The sequence below is a fragment of the Lachnotalea glycerini genome (assembly GCF_003201285.1).
Classification (GTDB): Bacteria; Bacillota; Clostridia; order Lachnospirales; family Lachnospiraceae; genus Lachnotalea; species Lachnotalea glycerini.
Genome location: NZ_QICS01000015.1, coordinates 72,812 through 86,392, shown reverse-complemented (window position 1 = coordinate 86,392; position 13,581 = coordinate 72,812). Strand labels below are relative to the sequence as shown.

14 protein-coding genes and 1 riboswitch are annotated in these 13,581 nt (G+C 32.8%); of the genes, 2 read left to right on the top strand and 12 right to left on the bottom strand.

The window, feature by feature from the left end; genetic code table 11:
* The 8 genes from C8E03_RS19270 to C8E03_RS19235 form a co-directional block, all read right to left on the bottom strand.
* A partial coding sequence (locus tag C8E03_RS19270) for an MFS transporter (RefSeq protein WP_110291869.1) occupies window positions 1–1,147 on the bottom strand: 1,147 nt, incomplete at its 3' end.
* 205 nt (window positions 1,148–1,352) lie between these two features.
* Window positions 1,353–2,975 carry an ABC transporter substrate-binding protein gene (locus C8E03_RS19265; protein ID WP_242993655.1) on the bottom strand — a complete coding sequence of 541 codons (1,623 nt, stop codon included), beginning with the start codon at window positions 2,973–2,975 and terminating at the stop codon, window positions 1,353–1,355.
* 71 nt (window positions 2,976–3,046) lie between these two features.
* Window positions 3,047–4,009: an oligopeptide/dipeptide ABC transporter ATP-binding protein gene (locus C8E03_RS19260; protein WP_094377938.1), complete on the bottom strand. Its 963-nt coding sequence runs from the start codon at window positions 4,007–4,009 to the stop codon at window positions 3,047–3,049.
* A 12-nt stretch (window positions 4,010–4,021) separates the two neighbouring features.
* A complete protein-coding gene (locus C8E03_RS19255) occupies window positions 4,022–4,804 on the bottom strand; it encodes an ABC transporter ATP-binding protein (protein WP_110291872.1) in 783 nt (260 codons plus the stop codon).
* On the bottom strand, window positions 4,797–5,618 hold the full coding sequence (gene nikC / locus C8E03_RS19250) for a nickel ABC transporter permease subunit NikC (RefSeq protein WP_110291868.1): 822 nt from the start codon (window positions 5,616–5,618) through the stop codon (window positions 4,797–4,799). Before nikC ends, C8E03_RS19255 begins: the two co-directional genes overlap by 8 nt.
* A 12-nt stretch (window positions 5,619–5,630) precedes the next feature.
* Window positions 5,631–6,557, bottom strand: a complete 927-nt coding sequence (locus tag C8E03_RS19245) for an ABC transporter permease (RefSeq protein WP_094377940.1) — start codon at window positions 6,555–6,557, stop codon at window positions 5,631–5,633.
* A 61-nt stretch (window positions 6,558–6,618) separates the two neighbouring features.
* Window positions 6,619–7,380 (bottom strand): class I SAM-dependent methyltransferase, encoded by a 762-nt coding sequence (locus C8E03_RS19240; RefSeq protein WP_110291867.1) that lies wholly within the window; start codon window positions 7,378–7,380, stop codon window positions 6,619–6,621.
* Between the two features lie 13 nt (window positions 7,381–7,393).
* Window positions 7,394–8,143: a class I SAM-dependent methyltransferase gene (locus tag C8E03_RS19235; protein ID WP_094377942.1), complete on the bottom strand. Its 750-nt coding sequence runs from the start codon at window positions 8,141–8,143 to the stop codon at window positions 7,394–7,396.
* A gap of 90 nt (window positions 8,144–8,233) precedes the next feature.
* Window positions 8,234–8,412: riboswitch (cobalamin riboswitch) on the bottom strand.
* Between the two features lie 63 nt (window positions 8,413–8,475).
* Here C8E03_RS19235 and C8E03_RS19230 point away from each other — a divergent pair.
* On the top strand, window positions 8,476–9,282 hold the full coding sequence (locus C8E03_RS19230) for a MerR family transcriptional regulator (RefSeq protein WP_094377943.1): 807 nt from the start codon (window positions 8,476–8,478) through the stop codon (window positions 9,280–9,282).
* 88 nt (window positions 9,283–9,370) lie between these two features.
* Here the strand turns inward: C8E03_RS19230 and C8E03_RS19225 are convergent, their stop codons facing one another.
* The 4 genes from C8E03_RS19225 to C8E03_RS19210 all read right to left on the bottom strand — a co-directional run bounded on the left by C8E03_RS19225 (window position 9,371) and on the right by C8E03_RS19210 (window position 12,153).
* A complete protein-coding gene (locus C8E03_RS19225; RefSeq protein ID WP_110291866.1) occupies window positions 9,371–9,901 on the bottom strand; it encodes a flavodoxin domain-containing protein in 531 nt (176 codons plus the stop codon).
* A gap of 272 nt (window positions 9,902–10,173) precedes the next feature.
* Complete coding sequence (locus C8E03_RS19220; protein ID WP_110291865.1) at window positions 10,174–10,815, bottom strand: DUF2812 domain-containing protein; 642 nt, start codon at window positions 10,813–10,815, stop codon at window positions 10,174–10,176.
* 10 nt (window positions 10,816–10,825) lie between these two features.
* Complete coding sequence (locus C8E03_RS19215) at window positions 10,826–11,137, bottom strand: PadR family transcriptional regulator (protein WP_094377946.1); 312 nt, start codon at window positions 11,135–11,137, stop codon at window positions 10,826–10,828.
* A gap of 230 nt (window positions 11,138–11,367) precedes the next feature.
* The gene (locus C8E03_RS19210; RefSeq protein ID WP_094377947.1) at window positions 11,368–12,153 is read right to left on the bottom strand and encodes a helix-turn-helix domain-containing protein; all 786 of its coding nucleotides are present in this window, start codon (window positions 12,151–12,153) and stop codon (window positions 11,368–11,370) included.
* Between the two features lie 201 nt (window positions 12,154–12,354).
* Here C8E03_RS19210 and C8E03_RS19205 point away from each other — a divergent pair, with 201 nt between their 5' ends.
* Window positions 12,355–13,548 (top strand): glycoside hydrolase family 5 protein, encoded by a 1,194-nt coding sequence (locus C8E03_RS19205; protein ID WP_094377948.1) that lies wholly within the window; start codon window positions 12,355–12,357, stop codon window positions 13,546–13,548.
* Window positions 13,549–13,581: the final 33 nt, after the last annotated feature.

Here is a 13,581-nt window from a genome sequence, read left to right as displayed (position 1 = left end):
TTTTTAAACCCAACTGCTCATCGGTCATATTCCATTTTGCTGCCTGATGCAATATATATGTACTCTCCATAGAAATATCTGTAATGCGTCCTACGAACCAAGGGCCAACTGACGCACCAAGATCGCCTGCCGCTGCCAGTAATGCAAACATCATAACTCCACCTGTCTGAAATCGGTCAGATGCCGCAAGCAGGCTTCCCGGCCACATCATGGATACACAAAAGCCCGTTGACGCACAAGCAATTAATGATATCATTGGAACATTGGTAAAGGTAATAACAAAATAACAGACCGCTGATAAAATAGCTCCCACAAACATAATCCGATGGATATTTCTACCATATTTTGCATACAGGCTTCGACCAAGCCCCAGTGTAAATCCAAACATCGCTACGCCGAATATATCTCCCCATACTTTCTCGACCAGCATAGCCCTCTCCAAATATCCGGAGCTCCATTGCGCCATCGTACACTCTGCTGCACCCCCAAAAAAAATGCATAATAAGCATAAGATAAAATATGGTTGCTTTAACAAACCAAACACATCATTTTGCTTACTCTCAGTAATCATTTGAGGAATATCCGCTTTCAAATATAAAAGAATTGCAATAAACGGTATTATCGCCCATATAATCAGAAGCCATTGCCATTTATCATGTCCCAATAACTTAAGAAAAATTGTACTGACGATTACTACAACAACAACGCCCCATGCATAAATAGAATGTAAAATACTCATTTCCCTTTCCGGATTATCGGCTGGAATGGCGGCAACCACAGGACTTACCAACACCTCTGATAAGCCACTCGAAGCCGAACTAATCATGGTGCCAATTACCAATCCTATGTAAATATGATTTGGAAACAAGACTGGTGCCATTGCAAATAAAAGCATTCCTATCAGCGTGATAATCGGAGTCCCTTTCACGGTTAATTCTATATTAAACTTACTGGAATATAACGAAAACATAATATCAATCAATAACTGTGTAACAAAATTGATTAAAACTAATGAACCCAATAAAGTATAGGACAATCCATAAATTTCTCTCAATGGAATAAACAGAATCGGTGTAATGTTAGCTACTGCTGCCATTGACATATTACCTAAATAGCAAGCGTATTTGGTTCTTGTGTAATTTTTCATAATGCCCCCTATATTATATTCTATCAATTATTTGTCAAGCAAATGCTCCAAATACCATTTTCCCAACGGATTGCTTATACCTATTCAAATACATTTATATAATATATCATTATATATTTATATAATCAATAATATAATTAGTTGTATAGATATAAAAAGAGTGACTATTGTGGCCACTCTTTATTTTAAATATTAAATTTAATTATTATTCAATGTTTATTAAGTTCCATTCTAAAGATTCATATGACGTAGGTGCTGCCACTAAATTTGTAAGACGGGTATTATATACATATTCACGCAATGGATAATATAATGGAACTGTAAGTGCCTTATCACTAATAAGCTTAAATATTTCATCGTATTTTGCCTGACGTTCTTCTTCATCTTGAATCTTGACTACTTCATCTAAATATTGATTCAAAGTTTCATCTGACCAGCAAATTCCGGAAGCGTCATCAGAGTATGAAAACATTGAGCGTAAAAAACCATGTGGATTCCATGAATCCTCATATGTTCTGTAAATAATCATGTCAAAATCCCTGTTTGTCCAGATTGAATCATAATATGCTGCTGATTCTTTTAAATCTAAGTTAATCTCAACACCAATTTTAGCATATTCAGATTGTAAATATTCACATAATGATTTCCATGAAGAGTATTCTTCTGATTGAAATACAAGATTTAATGACAATTTTTCGCCATCTTTTTCAACAAATCCATCACCATCGCTATCTTCATAACCTGCTTCACTGAGTAATTGTTTCGCTTTTTCAATATTGTACTCATATCCTTCACTGTTGCTTTCTGTAACATATGGTACCGTCTGTGGGAGTATTCCGATTGCTGGTGTGCCTTGACCATCAAGCAAATCATTTACGATACTTTCTTTATCTACCGCATAATTTAATGCTTTTCTTACATTTACATCCTGCAAAATTGAATTTTTTTCGTTAAACATTAGGAAAAATCCCATCGTTCCTTCCGCTTTAAGAATATCAAGATTCGCTTCATTTTCAATTACAGACATACTGTCTTCCGGAATACTTGCTAATGATATATCCGCTTCTTGGCTTTGCAAAGCCATAACTCTAGATTGCCCATCCTCTACTTTCTTAATAATAATTTTATCTACATTAGGTGCTTCACCATAGTAATATGGATTTGGCACCAAAACAGTTTCTTCTTCAGGGATATAGCTTTCCACCATCCATTCACCCGTTCCAATCATCATTGTAAATTCACCATTTTTATCATAAGCAGATTCGGCTGCAATACGGTATGGTCTTGGATATGTAAGTTCTGTCAGACACGGATAACAATTATCTTCAAACGTAATTTTAATAGTATAATCATCGATTTTTTCTATTCCTGTCATTGGGGATGAGAAACTCTTCGCATCCCACTTTTGGGCACTATAAATTACACTGTCTGCATTAAAATTTGTTCCATCAGAAAACTTAACATCTTTACGAAGATAGAATGTATATTCTGTACCATCAGAACTCACATCCCAACTTTCAGCAAGTGCAGGTACATATTCCCCATTTTCTCCGTATTTCACTAATGGCTCATATATCATCTCATAGAGGGAAAAATCTGTTCCTGACGTTGTAGGATCTCCTAATTCTGGATTTAAATCTGCGCTTATCATAACTGTTATAACTTTTTCATCACTGTCTGAAACTTCTGTTGTTTTTGCTGTTTCTGCCGTTTCTGTTTCTGAAGTTTGTACTTTTTTGTTATTCGATGAACAACCTGTAAATGAGATAATCATAACCAGTAGCATGCTAACAATTCTTTTCATTCTTTTGAATTTTTTTCTTTTCATTTTTTCTCTCCACTATTTTTTATTTGAATAAGATATTTCAAAACATTATTAAATGTATACTCCTCATTATCTCAATAAACACAACAGGCAATTTTATGTCCTGATGCAACTTCTCTTAAATCTGGTTCCTTGTTTAAACACTTTTCCTCTTTTTGGGGGCATCTATCAGCAAAAATACATCCTTTAACACTTTTTTTAATAAATAAATTGCTTTGTTTCTCCTCCATCATACATATTTTTTTATTCAACGGATTTGTTGTCGGAATTGATTGCAGCAAAATACTTGTATAAGGATGCATTGCTATTTTTCCCAACTGGCTGATATCATCCATATATTCTACAATTTTTCCTTTGTACATAATTACCACGCTGTCGCATACATATTGAATAGTTGACAAATCATGTGTAATGAATAAATAAGTAAGCCCCATATTATTTTTCAGATTATTCAATAAATTTAGTATCTGTTTTCTTATTGTAAAATCAAGACTTGATACAGGTTCATCACAAACTACAAATTCAGGATTTATAACCAACGCTCTTGCAATATTAACTCTTTGCTTTTCTCCACCGCTTAACTGATAAGCATATCTATTTCTATACTCTTTAGACAAACCAACCTGTTCTAAAATTTTGTTTATTCTTAAATTACTCTCTGCCTTTGAAATTGTTTCATTATTCAAAAGTATTTCCTCAAGACTTTCGCCAATTGTATAGAATGTATCAAATATAGTTGAACTGCTTTGAAAAATCATCTGTATATTTTTCCTATATGGTTTCATTTTCTTTAATGTTAGATTTGTGATGGAATTTTCCTTAAAATAAATTTCACCTTCTGTTACATTTTCCAATCCACATAGCATTCTTCCAAACGTACTTTTTCCACTTCCACTTTCTCCAATAAGACCTATTGTTTTTCCTTTTTCAATTTCCAAAGATATATTATTTACTGCCGTAACCAATTTGTTTTTAACAAATAATTCGTTTTTTTCAAACTGCTTACTAACTTGTAAGGCTTTTATCAAGGCTGGCATATTAACTCCCTTCTATAAAATTGATTCAAGAAGTGCTTTTGTATAATTTTGTACTGGATGATTAAAAATTTTCTCAACGTTCCCATCTTCAATAATCTTTCCATTGTGCATTATGTAAACGTTATCAGCAATTTCTGCAACTACGCCTAAATCATGTGTGATAAATAATACTCCCATATTATAGTTGCGGCTCATTTGATATATCTGCTTTAAAATTTCTGCTTGCACTGTAACATCTAATGCAGTTGTCGGTTCATCTGCGATAAGTAATCCAGGTCTTGCCAAAATAGCAATAGCTATCATTACTCTTTGACACATTCCTCCGCTCAACTCAAAAGGATAGCATTTCATAATTCTTTCTGCATCTTCAAATTGCAAATTTTTGAGCTGTTTTACTGCAAGATTATAAGCTTGTTTTTTCGATACTTTTTGATGTGACCTGATTCCTTCTATTATCTGATTGCCTACTGTAAATAAGGGATCCAAAGAATCTAAAGGATCTTGAAAAATCATACTAACTTTATTCCCTCTAATGAACTGCCACTTTCTAAAAGAAATATTTTGAATCATATTTTGACATATTTCTAATTTACTCCATTTTACTTCATCCTGTTTTCCTAAAAGCCCCATGACTGCAAGGGCTACTGTTGTTTTCCCGCATCCACTTTCTCCAATCAATGCTGTAATCTTTCCTTTTTGTACTGTTAAGCTTACACCATTCACCGCTTCTTTTTTACTTCCAGTCCCAAAATGAACAAATAAATTTTCAATTTTCAAAACCTCTTTATCATTCATACAACTTTCTTCCAAAAGCATTTTTCAATCCTTCTCCTAACATATTAAAGCCTATCACTGTTATTATAATTGCTATTCCCGGATATATCATAAGCTGTGGCTGTGACTGAATATAATCTTTACTATCGCTGATCATAATTCCCCATTCAGGGGTTGGAGGCTGAGCGCCCAACCCGATAAATGAAAAACTCGCAATTGCAAGTATAATGGAACCAAGTTCTAATGTTGCCAATACAATAATTGGTTCTGCAATATTTTTAAATATATGCTTTGTTATAATTTTAACATGAGAACAGCCTGCCGATTTTAATGCTAAAATAAAATCTTTCTGTTTCACTTCAATCGCCATACCACGAATTATTCTTGCGTAACCCGCCCACCAAACAGATGACATTGCTATTATCATATTTCTGGCACTGGCTCCTAACGTACCTGCCACAGCTAATACTAACATAAAACTTGGAATTGCCATTATAATATCAATAACTCTCATAATAACTGCATCTGTTCTTCCACCCACATAACCAGATATTAGTCCAATTGGAATACTTACAATAACGATAGCGGTCAAAACAGTCATGCTATATAGCAAAGTGGAACGTGCCCCCCAAATGATGCGCGAAGCAATACATCTTCCAAGATTATCTGTCCCTAACCAATATTGAGAACTTGGCTTTTGTAATTTACAAGAAATATTCATTTCCAAAGGATTATTGGGTGCAATATATGGTGCAAAAACTGCAATCAGTATAAAAAATATAACAATAGCCAGTCCAATTATGAAACCTTTTTGTTTTAGAATTTTTTTAGTCAATTGCCTGCCTCCCTACTGCACTTTAATTCTTGGGTCAATCAACGAATACAAAATATCAACTGCCAAATTTATTACTACTACTATAACTGCCATAAGCATTACATAACCCTGAATTACCGGAACATCTTTTGTTATAACTGCATCAAGTGCATATTTTCCAATTCCCGATATAGAAAATATTGATTCTATAATGGAAGCACCACATAAAAAGCCGCTAAACATGATTCCTGTTTTCGTCAAAATAGGAAGTATCGCATTCTTTAATCCATGTTTGCAATAAAGTCTTATACAAGAAATTCCTTTTGCTTTCGCAGCTTGCATATATCCTTTATTTAATACTTCAGTTATACTAGCTTTCATTAATCTTATATTTGCTCCGCACATGCCAAAAGCCATAGTGAATGCCGGTATTAAAATTCCTTGATTTCTTCCTCCCAAAACTGATATGAATTTCAGTTTGGCTCCCAAAACATATAACAATATCAAGCCTACCCAGAAAGATGGAACGGATGCAGAAAAAAATGAAAAAAATCTTCCCACATAATCAAATATACTGTTCGGTTTTAAAGCAGATATAATTCCAACTGGTATAGAGATACAGATTACAATTATTATTGCACCAAGGGATAGCTTTACAGTATTAGGAAAATAATATATCATTTCGCCCAAAACTGGTTTGTTATTTTTATAAGAATTACCAAAATCACCTTTAAACACTTTCTTAAGCCAATTACAGTACTGAACAGGTAATGGCTTATCCAAGCCATATTTAACACGCACAAGTTCAATTTCTTTTGTATTTGGTCTGATATATTCCCTTTCTGCAAGTACTCTGGCCGCGTCACCTGCACTAAAACTGCTTAACGAAAATGTTATTATGGATACTATAAACAAAATTGGTATTAACTGGACTATTCGTTTAAAAATAAATTGAAACATATGTTTTCCTGAGCTTTCTATGTTATTCACAATTTTTTAACTCACGCATTGAAAAGGCCTTTTACTTTTCACCTCCGACCATAAATTGTGGTGTATCTCCATTTAATTCTCTTCCAAAATCATCCCAAACCCGTTTTGTAATATCTACTGTTGCAAAAACTTTTGAAAATCCAATTTCAATTAATGCTTTTAAATCCCATTGAGGTCTGTATTTATCACTCATAAATAATGATTTTCCTAATGCATCTCCCTCTTCTGGATCTTTATGTTCATGAATATCCCTTAAATATTTTTCTTTTATCCGTTTCTGATTTTCTTCATGCTTTTTCTTAAGCTCTTCATCAAATAAATAAAGATACCAGCAAGCATCAAAAATCAACAATTTTCCACCTGGCTTTAATACCCTAAACCACTCTTGATAAGCTGAATATGGATCATCTAATGTCCATGTAATATTTCTGCATATAGCCATATCAAATGTATTATCTTTAAAATCAAGTGACTGGCTGTTCATTGTTTGAAGTTGTGCTGTTAATCCTTCTTTTTTTAAATTTTCTTTGGCATAACGAATCATATTTTCAGTAATATCGATTGCTGTCACATTATGTCCAGCTTCGCTTAAAATGATTGGGAAAAATCCAGGCCCTGTTCCGATATCAAGAATATTAAGAGCTTCGTTTTCTTTTAAATAATCTGGGCTGTTTTCAAGTATTATCTCTCTCCATGCTTTCCTTTGAAATCCCATTAATTCCTCTTCAATCCCTTCACTATATACAGCAGCTTCTCCTTCCCAATAATTTTTAATTCTTTTGTTCATATCCATAGCAATTATCCTCCTATTTTTCTCCACAAACCATAAACGGCAGTGTTTGTTTGTTATATTCTAATGTTGTTTTGTCCCATACCAAAGATGAAACATCCATCCATGTATAAACATTTCTATATCCTATTTGTTTCATTGCATTTATGTCCCACTCTGGTCTCTTTTTATCACTTAAATACAATATTTTATCAATCTCTTCTCCCTCTACCTGATTACAATATATGTGTGTTCCACGCTTATACTTATAAATCAAATATTTTTGGTATTCTTGATATTTTTTATAAAGTTCTTTGTCAAATCTCCATAAATTCCAGTTTGCGTCAAATATAAATATTTTTCCATTTGGCTTCAGTACTCGGTACCATTCTTTATACGCTTCAAACGGATTGCTTAATGTCCATAAGAGATTGTCTCCAATTATTATGTCAAATGAATCGTCTTCATACAAAAGCAGTTCTGCATCCATTTGCATAGTTTTCGCCAATGCTCCTGCTTTTTTGATCCGATCTTTTGTTATATTAATCATTCTATTAGATATATCTATGCCAGTTACATTATTTTCTGTCTTAGATAATGCCAAAAGCAAACATCCTGTTCCTGAACCAAGTTCCAGTATATCAACTGGTTTTCCAACATAATTATATTGTTTTAAAATTACATTAGCCCAATTATTCACTATTGGTGTGTATATTTGTTCTATTGGAAAAGAATTGCAGTATAAAGCTGCCTCTCCTTCCCAATAATTTTTGATTCTTTTTCTCATATAATTCCACCTTTGCGCAAAAAAAGCACCTCTAAAGAGAGATGCTTTGAATTATAGGTACATCAATAAACAGGTCTTTCATCTCTCGTAAAAAACCTATCACCATAAGCAGGTATTCCGACTTAAGCTTCAAACGCTCCATACGTCTTCCCAAATTTCTTCAGTGACTTAATGTATGTAACTAGCTTTCACGGTAGCGGGACTGTTCAGGCATACTGATTCCCTGTTGCAAATTAATTGCTCTTATGACTTTTTATTATTTTATTTGACATAATTCATTATAAACTATATAGTAACTATATAGTCAAGAAGTTTTTAAGGAAGGATTTTTTATGAATATATATTTTACCTCAGGACAAGTTAGCAAATTATTTAATATATCAAAACAAACCTTGATTTTTTATGATAAAATCGGTCTAATTAAACCTGACCATATTGATCCAAATACATTATACCGCTATTATTCTATAGAACAATTCTTTTATCTTTATCTGATACTTGCCTTAAAAACCAGCGGAATTGAACTTAAAAACATTCATAACTATTTAAATGAACATTCTATTCCAACGACAATTGATTTATTAAGCTCTCAGATTCGAACTTTAAATCACAAGATTGCAGAACTGGAAACGGCAAAAAATACACTTGACCAGACACTGAAACAAATTGAATATGGTATTCGATTAAAAGAAAATAATCCTTATTATTTTAAGTATTTTGAAGAACAATATTTGTATACTTTTCCGATTGATAAAACTGATATTACCAAAGATTTTTCTTTAACCTTTTCAAAACTAGCCAATAAATATATTGGCGATTATTCTACAATGAAATGGAATTATGGCTGTATTGTTTCTTTAAAACCTACAGGTGAATTTAATAACAGAGAACTTTTTATAGTATTGGATAAACCTGATCATACTCTTCCTTTAATTAAGCGCCCCTCAGGAGAATATCTGTGTACATTCCACAAAGGGAAATATGATACGATTTCAGAAACAATACAAAAGCTTTTAGATTACGCAGAGCAAAATTGTTTTACAATTTTAGGATATGTATATGAACATCAGTTAATTAATAGCTTTATGACAGATGATTGTAATGAATTTATAACTGAAATATCAATTGGAGTAGAATAATATTTTTAACAGAACATAACAGGCAGGAAAATAGATACAGTTACCTTAAAAGGTAGTGTTTATCAAAGTTAACTTGTTCAGCTTAATATTATGAGATATTTTTTATGATTTCGTTCAAACTTTCTAAATCGACAAAATAAACTTTCTGATTGTACGTATCAATCATGGCTTTTGTTTCTGCCGTCTGACTTTCAAGCGGTATTTTTTTTACTTTTTTATACAAAAGACTCATCAAAGTTCTATGTTTGAAACTTAACTTTTGATAATCTATGCCACCCCTTAAATGAAATATTTTGCTCGAATCATAAATTTCTTTTGGTATCTGTTTTTGAATAGATGATTTTATATTATCAGTATTTGTAGGATCTTTCACATCTGCTAAACCCACCGTTATGAGAATTAATGTTTTCTTACTATTTGCAGGTATTAATTTTACTGTTTTTGATAAACCTAAAATACCGCCCGCATATAGTCCACCAAGATATATAATGGTATCGTATATTGACAAGTCTTTCACCGTCTTATAACTAAATGCCTTAATGTTCATTCTGTTAGCCAGTTCAATTGCGTAACGCTCAGTTGTTCCATATTCGCTACCATAAACTATAATTTCACTCATAATATTCCTTTCATCCAACTTAATATATTTCTTATGTTAAATTATGATTTATGATTATTATACCAAATATCAACTTAATATCAATACTATTTTTTCAACATACATAAAAGATTTATATTTCCAACTTGCTATATGCTATTTAAAAATCATTCATAATATTTAATACATTTATACAATTTTCCCTCCGCTACAAACCGTACAAATACTGAATACAATACTAGCAGGAGCTCTTGACAGTGATGAATGGCAAGATACTTCCTATTCCTGAAGCATTATGGAAATTGAACTTGTTTTTCTTTATAATACCAAAACAATGCTTTTAAAGCACAATAAGCATAGGACAAAACAATAATAAAAAACAATAACCCAAAAAATCCTCTTCCCAGTGCAAACGGTGTTTCGAACCAAAAGGCTTTCCAAAAATCAATTCCTGTCCTATCCCATAAACCAGGTGTATAATACAACTCCTTCAAGTGAAACAAATTATAAATTTTTAGAGTCCCTGTCATACCAAACGCAACCAAGATTGGGATGTACGCAACAAATAAACCGAACCACATATTTGCAATTCTTTTATATAATTCAGCTTTTGAAGCTTCATCTGAAAATATATCTTCACTTATATTATTATCTGTTCTTTCAAAATATTGAATACCATTTGACTTTGTACCGGCAATATGCTTCCATCCACTATCTTCAAACATCGCTATATAATCATTAAAATCCTCAATTTTACGAAACGTTCGAAAGTCTATTTTCACTTTATGACTTTTACATTTCAACGTATCTTGTTCAAATTGATAATAGCCTGTCATAGTTTTTACTTTGACTAGCCGATATCCCAGCTTAACATATTGATTAATCCATGCTTCCTCTTTTTTAATGTCAACAACAAATAATTTATGTTTAACCATTCTGTTTCTCCTATAATCCTTTACTATCTGCTATTTCAATCAGATAACGTAGTCTTTCTGCTTCACCATGCAATACTTCTTTTCCTAAATCTGTGATAACATACAACTTACGACGTTTATCCTCTCCTGAAACAGACTGTATCAATTTTTGCTTTAATAAGTTCTCAATCGCTCCATACATAGTTCCAGCGGCAATCCTTACCTTCCCAGAACTTAGTTCTTCAACTTTCTGCATTATATAGTAGCCATGACCTTGTTCTAACAATGCCACTAAAATATAATATGTAGTCTCTGTCAGTGGCAAATATTTACTCAAATTCATCTCATTATTCTCCAACTTTTATTCAGTTACTCTATATAGTTAAACTGTATAGTTTTATTATATACAGTTTAACTATATATGTCAATAATATATTTATTAAATTGCTACAGAAAAGTGCTTTTTGTATCAAAGAAATTTATAAATTATTATACCAAAAATAAGCTTGGGATGCATAAAATACAAATCCTAAGCCACTTCTTTACGTTCTATCAATTAGTACTTTTTTAATATTACAAAGCCTTTCTATACTCTGATGGCGTCACCCCAAGTTTACCTTTAAATTGTCTCATGAGATGAAAGGCGCTGTTATAGCCGCTTTGCGCTGCAATTGAGTCCAGTGTAAAATCCGTTGTAGCCAGTAAATCTCTGGCTCTTTGCAAGCGGCTGTTTATTATGTCTGTCATAACATTAACGCCAAAAATCTTTTTGTAAGTATGTTGAAAGCTAGATTCACACATAGATAGCTCCTTAGCCATTTCTTTTACAGAAGGGATTGACTGCGGCATACTATATATGCGAATACGAACGTGAATTATATTTTCATATTTTACCGATGCCTTTTCCAGGGGACATTGAAGCCCTATATGAAGCTTACGACTTAATTTGATAAAAAATATGTTTAAATAATGCTCAATTACCTCTTGATTATAAGGATTAATGGAATGAAATTCATATGCTATATTATGTATGATTCTTGATAGCTCAGAAATATCTCCTAGCCAAGTAACTGTATTACAAGGAATGTTAAGTCTGGATATAAAATCCTTATCCGCATTATCAACACTAAAATGAAACCAATCGTCTACATAGAGTTCTCCACAGGCCCGATAATATTGGGGTGCACCTTCCTTATATAAAATAAAGGAATTTTCTCTTGTTACAATTTCTATCCCATTATGAATAAATACTGCTGGTGTCTTTATCAAAAGAAAAAGCCAGCTATCCGTACCGCCTGGCCGATCAATTACAAAGTTTTCATCGTGAGAATGATTATACCCAATCACATGTAATTCCATGTTTTTTCCCTTTCTAATTTTTAGAATATTATACCATCAATTTAAAGTTTAAACAACTATATTCAGATAATTTACACTCTTGTACCCTATTGTTTTAGATAATTTGCAGGAAAAGCTATATCATTTTGCGTAATTGGCTATGTATCATAGGCGAAAAATGTATTATAATGATAGACATATTAACAAAGGGGGTATTTATTAATGAGAAAAATTACGATGATGACAGTCGCAATATGTACTGCGCTGTCGATGCTGGTAGGCTTTTCAAACTGTGATGATGTAAATGCAGCAAATTCCTTACCAGAAACAAAAGAATTGGAAGTTGCTGCTGATTCTGCTGGAACAATGCGAAATATTACGACAATGCAGCTTGTGCGTGAAATGGGTGTTGGAATTAATCTTGGCAACACACTCGAATCTACAGGCAGTTGGATTAACAACAGCAGTGTTTCAAATTATGAAACAGCCTGGGGAAGTCCTGTTATTACTAAAAACATGATACAGGGATACGCTAAGGAAGGTTTTGGTGTACTTCGTATTCCAGTTGCATGGTCAAACATGATGGGTGATAATTATACCATTAATACTGCTTATATGGCTCGTGTAAAGGAGATTACAGATTGGGCTCTTGACAGTGGAATGTATGTCATTTTAAATATTCACTGGGACGGCGGTTGGTTTGAGAATTTCCCTACTGATAAAAATAATTGTATGTACAAATATGAACGAATTTGGACACAGATTTGTGCAACCTTTAAAAACTATGGGGATCATTTAATGTTTGAATCTTTCAATGAAGAAGGCAACTGGTCCAATGTCTGGAATATTTATAGTGGAACAAGCGGTTCTGGTAAGAATACAGCATATTCACTGCTCAATGAAATTAATCAAAAGTTTGTAAATGTTGTACGTTCCTCTGGCGGGAACAATTATAAACGCCATTTACTGATAGCTGGTTATAATACTGATATACAACTTACCTGTGACTCTTTATTCAAGATGCCAACGGATTCTTCAAATCGTTTAGCAGTTTCAATACACTATTATACTCCTTCTACCTTTGCTATTCTTGAGAAGGATGAAAGTTGGGGAAAAATGCGTACAGATTGGGGTTCTGCTGCTGACTACGCAGAATTGAACAGCAATATGGATTTGCTGAAAACAAGATTTATTGACAAAGGTATCCCGGTAATTATGGGTGAATTTGGTATTACCGCTACCAATAATAAATCATCAGATACCATACGCCTCTACCTCTCATCAGTATGTAAGGCTGCTTATTCTCGTCAAATAGCTCCTGTATTATGGGATATTACAGGTCTTTTTTATAACCGTTCCACTTGTAAGATGAATGATCAACTGCTGCTTCAACAGCTTATGTCGGCAAAAAATTAATTTTTAGCAGTATTATCTATTACGTTAGAAAAC